Genomic DNA, 15,243 nt, shown 5'->3' with positions numbered 1-15,243 from the left:
ACGCCGGGGTCAGCGCCGCCGGCTGGCGAACCAGGCGCGTGCCGGCGGGCTCTTGACCAGGGCCAGTGCCACGCCGGCCAGCCCGCCCACGACAAGTGGGGTGACCATCGTCGGCTCGAAGGTCAGTTTGCCCTGCACCAGCAGTACGACGATGACGACGACGAACAGACCGAAGGTGAAGCCTGCCGGCACCGCCAGCCCCTGGGCGCTGTCACCGGTCCACGCCATGAGTATCCCGAGCGCGGCGAGCAGCACCATCAGCAGCGCGATCGCGAGCACCCCCGCGCCGATGCCCACCACCAGGACGCGACCCGGCCCGGTGCCCTCGGCGGCCAACATCGCCCGGAAGAAGGCGATGCCGGCGATCAACCAGGTCACGATCGACGGCACCATCAGGACGACGGCCAGCGTCACGACGATCGGCCGTCGACCGGGCGGCGGAAACGCTCCGGACGGGGTGGTCGACATGGGTGTGACCTCCTGAGGTCCGACGGCTCAGCCGGGCGGGCGCCGCCAGACGTCGTCCGTAACCTCCGCAGGCTGACCAGGGTCGTTCGGCGGTCCATCGCCGAAAGCGGTCCCCACCGGCACGGGCTCGTCGTCGTCGACGAGTTCGGCCTGCCGACGTTGCGACCGGTTGCGCAGCATCCAGACGGTGGCGATGCCCCCGCCGACCAGCACGACGAGGATGGCGGCCCACACGAAGACCAGGATGCCGTCCTCGCGTTCGCGAGGGTTCACCTGCCACGGTTCGAGTTGGGCCGACGGTGGGCCGCTGGCACGAGGGCTGGCCCGGCCGTCGGGCTCACCGGTCAGCGCCGTGCGCAGGTCGAGCACGCCCCACCCGTAGTCCAGGTCCCGGCCGGGGTCACCCGCGTCGCGCGCGGTCTCCAGCAGCCGCTCGAACAGCTCGTACGCGTTCAGGTCCGGGTACTTGGCCTTGATCAGGGCCATGGCACCCGAGACGAGCGCGGCGCTGCTGCTGCTGCCGAGCGAGGTGACGTACTTGTCGCCGGGTGCGGCCTGGACGATGTCCTCGCCCGGCGCGGCGATGCTCACCTCCTCGGCCGGCAGGGCGGCCTCCTTGCTGATGACGCCCTTGCGGTCGGTGCCGTTGACGGCGATCGTGGCCGGGTGCCGGGCCGGGTTGCTGATGATCATGTCCTCGCGGTTGCCCACGGCGGCGACCACCACCACGTTGCGCTGGTACGCCCGGGCGACCGCGCGGTCCAGTTCCTCGTTGAAGCTGCTGCCCAGCGACACGTTGATGATGTCCGCGCCGTTGTCGATCGCCCAGTTGATCCCAGCGGCGAGCGCCGTGGGTGCGATCAGCGGGCTCCGCTCACTCTTGATCGTCACCGGCAGGATCTTGGCCTTCGGTGCGACCCCGAGCACCCCGTTGCCGCCGCCCGGCCCATGCCCGTGCCCGGCGATCAGCGACGCCATCCCGGTGCCGTGGCCCACCCGGTCGACACCGCCCTTGGTGTCGTCGTCGTAGAGATCCGCGCCGGGCAGCACGTTGCCCTTCAGGTCCTGGTGTTTGGCGTCCACCCCGGTGTCCACCACCGCCACCACGACACCCTCGCCCTGGGTGATCTTGTGTAGCTCGGGCAACTCCAGGGCCTTGACGTGCCACGAGTCGTCCCGGGTGGAATCCGCCAGGGCCGGTGCCGCAGGCAGGGTCAGCACCGCCAGGGCACTCACGGTGCTGAGCGCCAGGACGGCAGTCGGTCGGGTGAGGACACGCATGCCCGTCCTACCTTCCTTTGTGGTTCCTTCGTCACGGGACGGCCGAAAACGGGCGTTCACCGCATGGTACGGGCCAGTCACCGAAGCTGCGGTGACTGGCCCGTCCGTGTTCAACTCTGGCCGAGCGTCCTGCCCTGCTCCCGAGGCCGGTGCTCCGCCGGTGCCTCGACGACCCCGACGGCGGAGGACTCGGTGACCCACAACTCGTCGTCGCCGTCGCCGTACTCCCAGGTCTCCTGCTCCAGGTCGTGCTGGGTGCCCTTGCGCGCGCCCGGTGCGGCCGGAGCGCCGCGCCGGCCGCTGAGCGACGGACCCGGCCCGGTGGCCGGTGCCGGCCGTGCGGCACCGGTACGACCGCTCAGATCGGGCCGACCGGCACTGCCCTTTGCTCCCGGACCGCTGGCCCGGCCACCCGGCGGAGTGGCGGGGCGGCTGCCGAGCGGGCCGCCCGCCTTGGGTGGGGTGCCGGGGGTTGCACCGCGTTGACCACCGAGGCTCGGCGGCGGCGCGGCGGGCCGGCCCGAGGCTGCGCCCCGCTGGCCGGACGGCGCCGTGGAGCCCGGTAGACGCGGGCTGGACGGTGGCGGGCCGGCCGACGGCTTCGGGCGAAGCGCACCGGCACCGGGACGCCCGGGGGCACCCGTGTTGCCCGGCAACGTCGGACGGTTCGGTGCGGGCCCACGCCGGCCACTGCCCGGCGCGCCGGAGCCGCCGCCCGCACCGGGCAGCGTCGGACGGTTCGGTGCGGGGCCACGACCGCCGCCCGGGCCGGGAGCGCCACCCGAGCCCGGCAGGGTGGCCCGGGGTGCGTTCGGTCGGCCACCCGGGTTCGGCGTGCCCGGACCGCCGCCGCCCGGCCGCTGTCCCGGCGGGACCACCGGCGGTAGCGGCGGGCCGGGTGTTCCGGGCGCGTTCGGCGCGGTGGTGACCGGCGGCGGGGTGGGCGCGGGTCCCGGCGGGGCCACGGTTGCGGTGCCGCCGGCGAGGTCGACGCCGTCGGGCAGCGTCGGCGCACTGGGCTGGGGCGGTCGAGCGCCCACCTCCGGCTGGTTCGGTTGCTCCAGCCGGTTCGGCATCTCCGGCCGGTCCGGCCGCGGGCCCCGCGCACCCGGCGGGACGGCACCCGGGCGGGTCGGGCCGCCGGTTCGCCCCGGACCACCGGGCACGGTCTTGCCGTCGAAGAGGGCCGCCTCGGTCGGGCCCTTGAACTTGCCGCCCCGCGAGATGTTCGAGATGTACACGTCGATGTACATGTCCGCGAGCGGCTTGGTGATGTTCTTGGCGCGCTGGTGGAACTCCTTCTGGACCTCCTCGTACGACTTGTGCTTGTCGCCGAAGATGTCGCTGAAGGTGATCTTGGCCTTGTCCTTCTCGTAAACGTCCTGCTGGTGCTGCTGCTCGGCCTTGTACTCCAGCCAGAGCTGGGTCATCTCCCGCTGCGCGGTCGAGATCTTGCTCGCCAACTGGTCCAGACCGGTGGCGTTGCTGCTGGCCACGTTCTTCCACTCGTCCAGCGAGTGCAGAGTGGCACCCACCTTCGACATGAAGACCCGGGAGGCGGGAGAGTTCCACTTGGCGCCGAGCGCGTCGGCGTGCCGCTTGAGGTTGTCCCTGGTGGACTCCAGCAGGCTCGCCGCCCGCCGCCACATCTCGGCGAGCGCCACGGTGCGCTCGTTACTCTCCTTGCGGACGTACTCCCACATCTGCTCGATGTTGACGCCGTCCCAGTCGGTGGGCTGGTACGGCGTCGCCTGGGCCGCGCGGTCGGCCGCGTAGTCGTCCCGCATGCCCCCGTACGCCGGGTAGCTGATCGGCCTGTAGCCGTAGTAGTCGTCGGTCATCCCCGCTCCTCAGGTCCCCCGTTCCTGGCAGCCGTCATCGCAGGTTGGACTGGTCCAGTCGGAATTCCTCGCCGTGCATGCGCTGATCCTCGGCCTCGATCTGGTACGCGCCCGGACCGTTACCCACGGTCTCCGCCGCGGCCCACTCGGGTGCCTGCTCACGGGTGTCCTCGGTGGGGCAGGAATCCATCCCGTGGTAGGGCCCGACGACCTCCGGATCCCTCGCCTGCTCGGGGATCTCCTCCATCGGGTCGCCCTCCTGCTGCCACTTGCCGCTGAGGGTGTTCTGGCCGTCCACCGCGTTGAAGGCGTTGTACACGTCGTCGTTCGTGGCCTCGGCCAGTGCGTCGCCCAGCAGGTATTCGCCGGAGATGGAGGTGGCCGCCGCGCTGAGCGCGGTCAGACCCTTGATCACATCGCCCATCAGGTGTGACACGGCCATCCGGCTCTCGTCGTGCCGGCCCCGGAAGAACGCGGCCTCTTTCATCCCGCCGCCGCCGAAGGGAGCCTGCACGGTGAGCATCGGACGCAGACCGTTCTCGAAGCTGGGCTGGAAGTTGGTGTCCAGCTCCTTCTGAATGGCCCTGGCGAAGTCCTGCAACTGGTTGACGTCGACGTCGATGTTCTCGTTGACGAGCCACTCGCCGCCCATGGTCCCTCCCCCGTCCCGCTCACACGGTGCTGGCGCGGCCGACCCGAACTCCGGTTACCGGAGCGACCCGACCGCGTACCGTAGGTCCACTCTGGCCGACGGTAGTCCGGTCCGGCAACCCCGTACGCCGGCTATGCACGAGGCGGAAGATTTACCAACTGCACCAGTCGGGTGCCACCCCGTCGGGACACCAGCCAGCCCCGACCCGGCGGCAGCGGTCCGGGCCGCACCGTGCCGAGCAGTACGCCCTCGTCGCGGTTGCCGGACATCACGATGCCGGGAGTGCTGATCTCCCGCAACCGCATCAGCACCGGCTCGTAGAGCGCCCGACTCGCGCCGCCGGTGCGGCGGGCGATGATCAGGTGCAGACCGATGTCCCGGGCCTGGGGCAGGAACTCCAGCAGGGGCGTCAGCGGGTTGCTGCCCGCACCGGCGACCAGGTCGTAGTCGTCGACAAGCACGTACAGGTCGGGGCCCTTCCACCAGTCCCGGGCCCGCAGCCGCTCGGCGTTGATGTCCGCCGGCGGCAGCCGGTCCCGCATCACCGCGGCGACCTCGGTCACGATGCTCTCGGTGATCTGCGCCGTCGAGCCGTACCCGATGACGTGCGGTGTCTCGATGTCGCCCAGCAGGCTGCGCCGGTAGTCGACGATGACCAGCCGCGCCTCGGTCAACTCGTGGCCGTCGACGATTGTCTGCGCCAGCGCCCGCAGGAAGGTGCTCTTACCCGACTCGCCGTCGCCGAAGAGGATGAAGTGCGGATCGGCGGTGAAGTCCAGGTGCACCGGCGCGAGGTCGACCTCGGCGATGCCGATCGGGATCCCGGCCTGCCCGGTGTTCGGCAGGCTGCCGTACGGGACGTTCGGCGGGAGCAGCCGGATCGGTGGGGCACCCGGGCCCTGCCAGGCGGCAGCCAGGTCGGTGACCAGCTTGCGGGCTCCCTCGGGCAGCGACTCCGTCTCCTGCGCGCCGTCGATACGCGGCAGCGCCGCGAGGAACTGCTGCCCGTCCGGCGTGATGCCGCGCCCCGGTGCCTTCTCCGGCACGTTAAGCGCCGCCCGACGGTCCAGGTTGGAGTCACTGGCATCGGCCAGCCGCAGCTCCAGGCGGGTGCCGAAGACGTCCCGTACGGCCGGGCGGAGGTCCATCCAGCGGCCGGCGGTGACGATCAGGTGGATGCCGAAGGACAGTCCCCGGTTGGCGATGTCGTTGATCGTCGGTTCCAGGTCCTCGAACTCCGCGCGCAACGTCGCCCAGCCGTCGATGATCAGGAAGACGTCGCCGAACGGGTCGTCGCCGTGCTGCCCGTGCCGACGGGCCCGCCGGTACTCGGCCATCGAGTCGACACCCCGCTCGGCGAAACGCCGCTCCCGCTCGCCCATCAGCAGTTGCATCTCGGCGACCGTACGCCGGACCAGGCCCGCGTCCAGTCGGGTCGCCACCGAACCGACATGGGGCAGGTCCCGCAACGACGACAGCGCGCTGCTGCCCAGGTCGAGGCAGTACACCTGGGCTTCCCGGGGGGTGTGGGTCAGCGCCAGCGAGGTGACCATGGTGCGCAGCAGGGTGCTCCGGCCGCTCTGCGGCCCGCCGACGATCACCGCGTGGCCGGCCGCACCGGCCAGGTCGAACCAGAGCACGTCCCGGCGCTGCTCGAAGGGCTTGTCGACGATGCCGACGGCCACCTGCAACTCGCCGAGCAGACCGGCGTGCGCCACGGTCACCCCACGAGTCGGGTCGGCGGTCAGCGGCGGCAGCAACTGATCAAGCGTCGGCGGCTCGGCCAGCGGCGGAAGCCACACCTGGTGGGCCGGTTTGCCCCGGCCGGCGAGCCGCCCGACCAGGATGTCCAGCACGCTCTCACCGACCCCGTCGGCCGGCTCGGGCGGCTGCTCCTCCTTCGGCGTACGGGTCACCGGCGGGGCGACGTAGCTGGTGGTGTACTCGCGTACCCGGTCCTCGCCGTCACCGGCCGCCACCGCCGCGGCGGTCTTGCTGCGGTAGGCGCCGGAGACGTACGCGGCCTTGAACCGGACCAGCGGCTCGGTGCCGAAGCGCAGGTACCCGTGCCCGGGAGAGCGGGGCAGCTCGTACGCGTCGGTCGCGCCGAGCACCACCCGCGACTCCATCGCCGAGAAGGTCCGCAGACCGATCCGGTACGACAGGTGGGTGTCCAGCCCGCGCAGCCGCCCCTCCTCCAGCCGCTGCGAGGCCAGCAGCAGGTGCACACCCAGCGACCGACCCACCCGACCGATCTGCACGAACATGTCGATGAAGTCGGGCTTCGCGGTGAGCAGCTCGGAGAACTCGTCGCAGATGATCAGCAGGCTCGGCAGCGGTGACAGCGGAGCGCCCGCCGCCCGCGCCTTCTCGTAGTCGCGCTGGGAGGCGTAGTTGCCCGCCGACCGCAGCAACTCCTGCCGGCGTACCAGCTCGCCGTTGATGGCGTCGGTCATCCGGTCCACCAGCGGCAGTTCGTCGGCCAGGTTGGTGATCACCGCGCTGGTGTGTGGCAACCCGTCCAGCCGGGTGAAGGTGGCACCACCCTTGAAGTCGACAAGGACGAAGTTGAGGTTCTCCGACGAGTGCGTCGCGGCCAACGCCAGCACCAGGGTGCGCAGCAGCTCGGACTTGCCGGAGCCGGTGGCGCCGATGAGCAGCCCGTGCGGGCCCATGCCGTCCTGCGCCGACTCCTTCAGGTCCAGCTCCACCGGCCCACCGTCGGTACCCACCCCGATCGGCACCCGCAGCCGGTCCCGGTTGGGTCGCGGCTGCCAGGCTCGATCGACGTCGAACTCGTACGGGTCGCCGATGTCGAGCAGATCGGCCAGGCCCAGCTCACTGGTCAGCGGGGTGTCGCCACCGCCACGGGAGGCAGCCGACAGCCGCAGCGGGGCCAACTGCATGGCCAACGCCTCGATCTCCGCGACCTGGCAGTCGTCGGCCCGACCGATCTCCGCCGAACCGTCGACGGTGACACCGTGCAGCTGACGGTCCGCCGCCACGTCGAGCACCAGGCGCGCCCGGTCGAACATCCGGGGTGCCGGGCTGGACAGGTCGAGCAGGGTCACGCCCTCGACGCCGCCGTCGGTCATCAGGTGATCGGAACCAGCGGTGTCGCCACCGTCGATGATCACAAGTACGTGCGGCCCGCCGACCTGGGACGATCCGCCGCTGGCGTTGAACCGGGGCCGGCTGGCCAGCACGTCGTCGAGCATCGCCTCCAGGCCGGTCACCGAGGACGACACCAGCCGCAGTTGACCGAGCGCGTCCGTACGCGACGGGTGCAGCGCGTGCGGCAACCACTTCGTCCACTCCCAGTCGGCCCGGCGCTCGGCTGAGACGCAGACCGCGACGAGCATGTCGTCCGGGGCGTGGAAGGCCGTCGCCTGGGCGAGCAGGGCCCGCACCAGGCCCCGGGCGGCGTCGATGTCGCCGCGCAGGTGCACTCGGGCGAACCCGTTCAACGCCATGGTCACCGGCAGGTCCGGCACCTCGCCGTACGTGGTGAGGAACCGGCGCAGCGCCAGCGCGCACATCGGCTCCAGCTTCTCCAGCGACGTGGCCGGTGGCGGCACCAGCGGAGTGGCCAGTTCCTGCGGCCCGAGTCCGATCCGGACGGTGGCGAAGTCCACATCGCCGCGTCGCCGTTCCCACAGCCGGGGCCCCAGCGGCAGGGACCAGAGCGTGTCCGGATCCGGGTGCCGGTAGAAAGCGGCCTCACGCTGCCGGCGGACCGTCTTGAGGACGCGTCGGCGTTGCCGCGACAGGTGCGCCATGTACTCCCGGCGCTTCTGCAGCATCTCCTGCTTGCTCGGGCCGCCGGAGTTGTTCGTCAGCTGCGCGCCGAGCATGCCGATGGCGGAGAGTCCGAACAGGCCACCTGTGACGTAGCCGAGGGTCGACCCGCCGCGACCGGCGAACATCAGGGCCATCGCGAAGGAGCCGGCGAGCATCGGCAGCAGCATCATCATCTGCCCCCACGCCTTACCACTGGGTGCAGGCACCTCCGGTGGCGCTTCCAGGAGCACCTCGCCGGAGGGATACTCCGGTTCCGGCTGTCGGGCGGGTCGTTTGACGACGACCGTGCTCACGTGACAGACCTCCGTTGCCTCTCCTGGGCGTGGTGGTCACGCCCGGCACCCCCGCACGCTCGGCCACCGCCGCGAACCGGCACCCCGCGTCACCGGCACATGGTAGGTAGCCTTCTCCCGTCAGGACAGCCGCGGGCCGCATCGGCCCGCTCCTCGTATCGAGGGGTCGTCAGTGGTCACCCAGGCCGGAACCGGACTCGCGCGTATCGCCGTCGCCGCCCCCAAGCGGCGACTGGATCTAGCTCTGCCCGAGCATCTGCCGCTCGTCGGGCTGCTGCCGGCGGTGCTGCGTCAAGCCGACGAGGAACCCTCGGACGGCACCGCCCACGGTGGCTGGGCGCTGCGCCGCAGCGACGGCAGCGCCGTCGATCTGACGCGTACGCTGGCCGCCCAGAACGTCCGCGACGGCGAGACGCTGCACCTGGTGCCGCGCCGCACCGAGTGGCCCGAGTTGGCGTACGACGACCTGATGGAGGCCGTGGCCGACGGTGCCCGCCGCCGTGGCGTGGCCTGGACCCCGTTCGCCACCCGGTTGACCGGCCTGATCGTGGCCGGCGTGCTGCTGCTGCTCGGGCTGGCCGTGATCGTCACCTCCGAGCAGCCCGGTTGGCTCGGCGGTACGGTGGCCCTCGGAGCCGCCACGCTGCTGCTGATCGGCGGGATCGTGCTGTCCCGGGCGATGGCCGACTCCCTGGCCGGTGCAGTGCTCGCCGCCGCCGGCCTGCCCTACGCCTTCGTCGGTGGGGTGCTGGTGATCGGCACCGGCGAGTCGGTGTGGGCGTTGGGCGCACCGCACATCCTGCTCGGTTCGGCGGTGCTGCTGCTGTCCGGGCTGCTCGGCCTGCTCGGCGTGGGGGACGCGACCCGGGTCTTCGTGGCGGCGGTCTTCGTCGGGTTCTGGGGCATGGTGGGCGGGCTGCTCGCCCTCGGCTCGATGGATGCCGCTCAGGGCAGCGCCGTGGTGGTCAGCGCGGTCGCCCTGCTGCTGCCGGCCATGCCGCTGCTGTCCGTGCGACTGGGCAAGATGCCGATGCCGGCGTTGCCGCGTACCGCCGACGACCTGCTGCGCGACGAGCCGCAACCGAAGCGAGAGGTGATCTACCAGGCCACCGCCCGAGCCGACGAGGTGCTCACCGGCATGATCTTCGGCGCGTTCCTGGTCACCATCGGCTGCCTGGTGGTGCTCACCGCGACCGGCACGGTCGCCGCGCTGCTGCTCGCCGCCGTGATCTCGCTGGGCTACCTGCTGCGGGCGCGGCTGGTGACGACCGTCCGGCACCGGGTTCCGCTGCTGGCCGTCGGTCTGGTGGGCCTCGGCCTGCTGCCGCTGGTGGGTGCCGCCGACGCGTCCACCGCCACCCGGGTGCTGGCCGTACTGCCGGTGGCGCTGGTCGCGGCCGGCATCTCGGCCGCTGCCGGGCTCGCCTACAGTCGGCGTGCCCCCTCGCCCCGGCTGGCCCGGCTCGGCGACGTGCTCGACATCCTGCTCCAGCTCGCGGTGGTGCCGGTGGCCTGCAGCGTGCTGGGCCTGTACGCGTTCATGCGAGCGATCAACGGTTGACCGGCAGGGTCACCAGTCGAGGTCGCTCGCCTCGGTCATCTCGCCGCCCCGGATCAGGTTGACGACTGCCGAGTCGAGATCTGGGCCGACGAGGAACTCGTCGGCCCAGTGCAGCAGGAAGACCCGTCCCTGGGCGTCCATCACCAGCTCGGACGGGCCGTCCTCGTTGTTGCCGATCGGATAGACCGGAATGCCGTACTCCTCGGCGAAGCCCCGCGCCCCCTCGGTCACCACCCCGCCCCGGGTGGGATGGAGGTAGCTGGTGAAGCCGGCACCGGCTCGGCCGGTCCTGCCGAACTGCGGCAGCGTCAGGCCACCGAACTCGACAAGCGCCGCCCGCGCGGCCGGCGGGCAGTCCAGGCCGGCCAGGTCGTCGGCGAACCGGACCATCCAGTGGTCGACCGCCGAGGTGACGTCACGGCCGGGAAACCAGCCGGCGGACTCCAGCACATGGCGTACGTCCGGCGGGAACCGCCCTTCGGCGGCGCGGCGACTCGCGTACCGTTCGGCGATCGTCTGCTCGGGCAGGGACGGCCACTGGGACACCTCGCCGGTCTCCCGGTCGATGACCGCCCGGGGGTAGCCGGTGGCGGGCGGCGGAGCCGGCGGCCCGTCGGTGGCGGCAGGCGTCGGTTCGGCTCGCCAGGCGACATAGCCCAGGTCGAATTCGTGCAGGAAGACCTCGGGAGCGGGCCCGGGGCGACCGGCACCGGCCCACTGGCGGGCGATCTCCAGGGCCTCGTCGCGACTGATCATCGTTGCGCTCCTCGGGCTGCCGTGGTCGACGTCAACGGTCGGCGTCGAGTGCGGAGACCGGCTGGCTCGACATCGTGCCTATGGTAGGCACCGCGGTCCGGCGGTCGTGACCGCACGGCGTACGCCAGGGGGAGGGTGCCATGCCGTCGCGGCGGGATCAGGTCCAGTCGTACCAGTTCTTCGTGCAGCGGATGACCTCTGCCCTGGTGGCGCGGGAGCCGGACCCGGAGGCGGCGCCGTTTCGCCGGTTGGGCGGTGCCGGCTTCGCCAGCGTCATGGTGGCGGTGCTCTGCCTGGCGGCGGTGGGCGTGTACGGGCTGCTGCGCCCGGGCGGGGCGACAAAGTGGAAGGACGGTGCCGGGGTCATCCTGGAGAAGGAGACCGGCACCCGGTACCTGTATCGGGAGGGCCGGCTGCATCCGGTGGTGAACTACGCCTCCGCCCTGTTGGCCATGGAGTCGGCCGCACCGACGGTTTCGGTGTCCCGGAATTCGCTGGTCGGCACGCCCCGCGGTCCCCGCATCGGCATCCCGGATGCGCCGGACGCGCTGCCGGCACCGGGCCGCATCCTGGACGGCCCGTGGACCCTGTGCACCCAGCCCGCCCGGGACGCGGCCGGCGGAGTCGTCGCCACCACCGTGCTCACCGTCGGTCGGGCGCCCGTCGGTGGCCGGGAACCGGGCGACGCCGCGCTGCTGGTCCGCGACCGTAAGACCAAGCGCCTGCATCTGGTGTGGCGCGACCACCGCTACGAGATCCGCAACGAGAAGGTCGTGCTGGAAGGTCTCGTGATGACCGCCGAGCCGGTGGTGGAGGTCGGTGGGGCGTGGCTGAACGCGTTGCCCGCCGGTGAGCCGATCACCCCGCGACGGGTCACCGACCGTGGCGCTGCCTCGACGGCGCTGCCGGACGCCCGAGTCGGTCAGGTCTACGTGGTCAAGAGCCAGAACGGCAGCCGCCAGTACTACATCGTCGAACGGGAGCGGCTGGTCCCGATCACCCCCGTCGAGGCGGACGTCCTGCTGGCCGACGGCGAGACGCAGGCCGCGTACCCGGACGGGACGAAGCCGGCTCCGATCGACCTCGCCGCCGGTACGGCCGCCGCCGCACCGAAGGCGTCGGCACCGCAGCAGGGGCGGCACCGCGCACCGGAGCAGCGACCCGACATCGCCCGGTTGAGCGGGAGCGACCCGGCCGTCTGCGCGGCCTACCAGCCGGATCAGGACGAGCCGACGGTGCTGCTCGACGCCCAGGTCGAGCCGGTACGCGAACCGGTGCGCACCCGGGAGCAGACCGGCAGCGGCATACCGCTTGCCGACCGGGTGGTCATCGAGCCCGGCTACGGTGTGCTGGTCGCCGCGCTCTCGTCGCCCGACCAGGACGGCGGCACCCTGAACCTGGTCACCGATCTGGGCTACCGCTATCCGCTGGCCTCCGAGGGGGTGCCGGCGATGCTCGGTTACTCGGGGTTGCGGCCGATCCGCCTGCCCGCCAGCCTGGTGGTTCGCCTGCCTGCCGGGCCGGCGCTCGATCCGACCACCGCGAAACAGGCCATCGACCCGGAGTGACGAAACCAGCCACATAGGAGCGGCACCCCTGGCCCGCGGTCTAGCGCGGGCTCGACGCAACCCGATACCGTTTCAGTGACGATGGTGCGTAAGCGCTGATTGACAGACCGCCCCCGGTGTCGCGGGGCGATCCAACGAGGACGGGGGTGACTTCCGCCATGTCGATGCGTACCGACACCGGCTTGATGCTGAAGACCGAGGGTGACGTCGATGCCGTCGCCGATCGGCTCACCAGCAACCTCAACGGGCTGATGGACCAGCTCGCACCGCTCTACGACCAGTGGAAGGGTGCTGGTGCGGGTTCGTTCCAGCAGGTTCGTGAGCGGTTCGACCAGGACATGGCCCGGCTCAACGTCGCGCTGCGCGCGATCGCCGAGGCTGTCGGCTCCGCCGGTAAGGACTACGACGTCAGCGACGAGGAGATCCGGGCCGACATGGACAGCGCCGGTGCGACCGCCGGCCAGATCACTGCGGCTCTGAAGCTCTGACGGGGGGATCACGATGGAAATCCGGTACAACTTCGCCGGTCTGAACGCGGCGGCTGACAGCTGCGGCAGTTCGGTCCGCAACATGACGAGCGAGCTGGAGGGCCTCAAGTCGGGCATCGCCCCGCTGCTGGCCACCTGGGACGGCGACGCCCGCGAGGCGTACTTCCAGCGTCAGCGCGAGTGGGAGTCGGCCGCCAACGACCTGCGTGACCTGCTGGGCAGGATCGAGCGGGCGTTGCGCGAGTCGGCGGGCAAGATGCAGGCCCGCGAGGCGGCCAACCGCGCCAAGTTCGGCGGCTGAGTCACCCGACCGCTGCACCCGATGGCCCGGCCGATCGCCGGGCCATCGTCGTCCGCGCCGCCGATCGTGCCGCTGGCGCGGTCATTCCCGTGAGGTCGAGGTAGGCACCCGGAAGAAGACCTCCTCCGGCTCGTCGATCTCCGGCCGGTCGTCCGGTGACGCGGCGGGCCGGGTGGGCCGCCACCGGGTACGCCGCCCGCGCGGCAGCAGCGCCGCCAGCACCGCTACGCCGACCGCGACAGTGGCCAGACCCAGACCGATCCAGAGGGCCAGCCGGCCGAACAGCGCCCAACGTTGCTCGCGGGCCTGTGCCGCTGCGTCCAGGGGCACCTCGGGCAGGGGCGGCTGTGCCACCGGCTTCGCGCTTGTCAACCGTTCGGTGACCGCCCGGTACGGGTTGACCACTCCGCTGCCGTAGCCGCGTGCCGCGTCGCCCCGGGCCGGGTCGGCGGTCGCCAGGATCCGCCGCGTCACCTCCTTCGCCGACAGGTTCGGCTCGGCGGCGCGGATCAGGGCAGCCGTCGCGCTGACCATCGGGGTGGCGAAGCTGGTGCCGTCGTAGGCGGCGTGCCCGGTCAGCCTGGTCGCGGCGACCACCGCCCCACCCGGCGCGACGATGTCCACGTATGGTCCGATCTGGGACTGCCGGATCCGGGCGCCGTTCTGGTCGACGGCGCCCACCCCGATGACCCCGTCGTAGCTCGCGGGGTAGGGCACCGGGTCGGGTCGGGCACCGTCCTGATGCCGGTTGCCGGCGGCGGCGACCAGCACGACGTCGTTGTCCACCGCGTACCGGATGGCCCGCTGCACGTCCGGGTCGGGGCGGTAGAGCGTCACCGACATGTTGATCACGTCGGCGCCGTCCTCGACCGCGCGCATGATGGCCTGCGCGAAGACCGCGCCGCCGACGGTGGCCCCGGCGGTGTCCGTGCTCTCGTTGGCGTTGCGTTCGCTGACCCGGATCGGCACGATCGTGGCATCCGGCGCGAGGCCGTGGAAGCCGACCCCCTCCTGCCGGGCGGCGACGATGATGCTGGCGACCGCCGTACCGTGCGAGACGCAGTCCACGTCACCGCCGGGTGCATTACGCAGTGCGTCGAATCCGCTGTCGACCCGGCCCGTCAACTGCGGATGGCTGCTGTCGGTACCGGAGTCGATCACCGCAACCCGTACCCCGGCACCGGTGCTGAACGGCCACACCCGCTGCGGCGCGAGCCACCGCTGGTGCCAGGGCGTCTCGGTGTTGACCTCGCCAGGATCGCTGGGATTCTGACAGATCTCCGGGGCGGCGTGCGCCGGCGCGGGAAGCGTCAGCGTCGTGGTCAGCAGCGCCCCCACCAGGGCAAATGTCGTGATAGGACGGCCGCGGGCCATGCTGCTCACCTCCGGTGCGCCGGTGCCGGTGAATCCTAACGACCCCTCGCCCATCCCCTGACGGGGCGCGCATTCAGTATGGTCGAGTCGTCATGGGCGCGAACGGGGGAGGGACACCGCCATGGACGTGCAGGCGCTGCGTGCCCGCGCCGACGAGCTGATGGCTCAGTTCGAGCGGATGCGTTCCGGGGTCGGTGACCTCCAGCAGCAGCTCAAGGCCGTGCAGGCGACCGTCACCTCCGAGGACGGTCTGGTCACGGTCACCGTCGGGCCGCGCGGTCAGGTGACGAAGGTCGAGTTCGATTCGCGCATCTATCGCCGACCGAACTCCAAGGAGCTGTCCGCCACGGTCACCGAGACCATTCACCGCGCCACTGCGAAAGCGATGGCCGACGTCGAGCGGCTCATGCGGCCGTACGTGCCGGACAGCCAGTTCCAGGCCTACATCGACCACGACCTCGACGGCATCTTCCGTCAGTTGGACAGTGACCTGCCCGGGGAGGACAAGCGATGACCGAGCTCCGCGAAACGTTCGTCAAGCCGGATGCCGCCCTGGAAGGGGCCAGCACCCTCAGCGCCGCCGGTGCCCGGCTGGCCGCCCGCTGGAAGGGCCTGGCCGGCACGATCAACACGCTCAACGGTGGCCACCCCTGGGGCGACGACGAGCCGGGCCAGGCGTTCAACAAGGACTACCTCGGTGGCGAGCAGCCGGCGCAGAAGGTGCTCGACCTGGCCGCGGGCGTGGTGCCCGTGGTCGAGCAGATGGGCCCGACGGTGAAGGGTGCCGTGGAGGGCACCGTCGACGTCGACGACATGGTCAAGACGCTGTTCGGGGGCGAAGGCAAGTAACCGCCGGCAG

At 71.6% G+C, this 15,243-nt stretch carries 13 protein-coding genes; 6 read left to right on the top strand and 7 right to left on the bottom strand.

Translation table 11 applies throughout. The features are described 5' to 3' along the window. Positions 1 to 9: 9 nt before the first annotated feature. The 5 genes from VAB18032_RS28590 to VAB18032_RS28560 all read right to left on the bottom strand — a co-directional run bounded on the left by VAB18032_RS28590 (position 10) and on the right by VAB18032_RS28560 (position 8,336). Complete coding sequence (locus VAB18032_RS28590) at positions 10 to 468, bottom strand: hypothetical protein (protein WP_013736424.1); 459 nt, start codon at positions 466 to 468, stop codon at positions 10 to 12. A 27-nt stretch (positions 469 to 495) separates the two neighbouring features. Then, positions 496 to 1,749, bottom strand: coding sequence for a type VII secretion-associated serine protease mycosin (gene mycP / locus VAB18032_RS28585; RefSeq protein WP_013736423.1), 1,254 nt, complete (start codon positions 1,747 to 1,749; stop codon positions 496 to 498). Between the two features lie 110 nt (positions 1,750 to 1,859). Further along, a complete protein-coding gene (locus VAB18032_RS32205) occupies positions 1,860 to 3,590 on the bottom strand; it encodes a hypothetical protein (protein WP_013736422.1) in 1,731 nt (576 codons plus the stop codon). A 34-nt stretch (positions 3,591 to 3,624) separates the two neighbouring features. After that, positions 3,625 to 4,242 (bottom strand): hypothetical protein, encoded by a 618-nt coding sequence (locus VAB18032_RS28565; protein ID WP_013736421.1) that lies wholly within the window; start codon positions 4,240 to 4,242, stop codon positions 3,625 to 3,627. A 131-nt stretch (positions 4,243 to 4,373) separates the two neighbouring features. Continuing rightward, positions 4,374 to 8,336 (bottom strand): type VII secretion protein EccC, encoded by a 3,963-nt coding sequence (locus VAB18032_RS28560; RefSeq protein ID WP_013736420.1) that lies wholly within the window; start codon positions 8,334 to 8,336, stop codon positions 4,374 to 4,376. A 172-nt stretch (positions 8,337 to 8,508) separates the two neighbouring features. Between VAB18032_RS28560 and eccD the strand changes: the two genes are divergently transcribed. Next, positions 8,509 to 9,897 carry a type VII secretion integral membrane protein EccD gene (eccD, locus tag VAB18032_RS28555; RefSeq protein WP_013736419.1) on the top strand — a complete coding sequence of 463 codons (1,389 nt, stop codon included), beginning with the start codon at positions 8,509 to 8,511 and terminating at the stop codon, positions 9,895 to 9,897. 9 nt (positions 9,898 to 9,906) lie between these two features. Here the strand turns inward: eccD and VAB18032_RS28550 are convergent, their stop codons facing one another. Beyond that, positions 9,907 to 10,653, bottom strand: coding sequence for an SUKH-3 domain-containing protein (locus VAB18032_RS28550; RefSeq protein WP_013736418.1), 747 nt, complete (start codon positions 10,651 to 10,653; stop codon positions 9,907 to 9,909). A 140-nt stretch (positions 10,654 to 10,793) separates the two neighbouring features. Between VAB18032_RS28550 and eccB the strand changes: the two genes are divergently transcribed. The 3 genes from eccB to VAB18032_RS28535 all read left to right on the top strand — a co-directional run bounded on the left by eccB (position 10,794) and on the right by VAB18032_RS28535 (position 13,010). Next, positions 10,794 to 12,221 carry a type VII secretion protein EccB gene (eccB, locus tag VAB18032_RS28545; RefSeq protein WP_013736417.1) on the top strand — a complete coding sequence of 476 codons (1,428 nt, stop codon included), beginning with the start codon at positions 10,794 to 10,796 and terminating at the stop codon, positions 12,219 to 12,221. Positions 12,222 to 12,379: 158 nt separating this feature from the next. Continuing rightward, on the top strand, positions 12,380 to 12,709 hold the full coding sequence (locus VAB18032_RS28540; RefSeq protein WP_013736416.1) for a WXG100 family type VII secretion target: 330 nt from the start codon (positions 12,380 to 12,382) through the stop codon (positions 12,707 to 12,709). A gap of 13 nt (positions 12,710 to 12,722) precedes the next feature. Then, positions 12,723 to 13,010 (top strand): WXG100 family type VII secretion target, encoded by a 288-nt coding sequence (locus VAB18032_RS28535; protein WP_013736415.1) that lies wholly within the window; start codon positions 12,723 to 12,725, stop codon positions 13,008 to 13,010. Between the two features lie 81 nt (positions 13,011 to 13,091). Here the strand turns inward: VAB18032_RS28535 and mycP (VAB18032_RS28530) are convergent, their stop codons facing one another. Then, the gene (gene mycP / locus VAB18032_RS28530) at positions 13,092 to 14,384 is read right to left on the bottom strand and encodes a type VII secretion-associated serine protease mycosin (protein WP_081476328.1); all 1,293 of its coding nucleotides are present in this window, start codon (positions 14,382 to 14,384) and stop codon (positions 13,092 to 13,094) included. Positions 14,385 to 14,505: 121 nt separating this feature from the next. Here mycP (VAB18032_RS28530) and VAB18032_RS28525 point away from each other — a divergent pair, with 121 nt between their 5' ends. Together VAB18032_RS28525 and VAB18032_RS28520 are read left to right on the top strand one after the other, a co-directional pair. After that, positions 14,506 to 14,898 carry a YbaB/EbfC family nucleoid-associated protein gene (locus VAB18032_RS28525; RefSeq protein WP_013736413.1) on the top strand — a complete coding sequence of 131 codons (393 nt, stop codon included), beginning with the start codon at positions 14,506 to 14,508 and terminating at the stop codon, positions 14,896 to 14,898. Beyond that, a complete protein-coding gene (locus tag VAB18032_RS28520) occupies positions 14,895 to 15,233 on the top strand; it encodes a hypothetical protein (protein ID WP_013736412.1) in 339 nt (112 codons plus the stop codon). The genes VAB18032_RS28525 and VAB18032_RS28520 overlap by 4 nt, the downstream gene beginning before the upstream one ends. Positions 15,234 to 15,243 lie beyond the last annotated feature (10 nt).

The sequence above is a fragment of the Micromonospora maris AB-18-032 genome, assembly GCF_000204155.1.
GTDB lineage: Bacteria > Actinomycetota > Actinomycetes > Mycobacteriales > Micromonosporaceae > Micromonospora > Micromonospora gifhornensis.
This window is presented reverse-complemented; position numbering and strand designations above follow the sequence as displayed.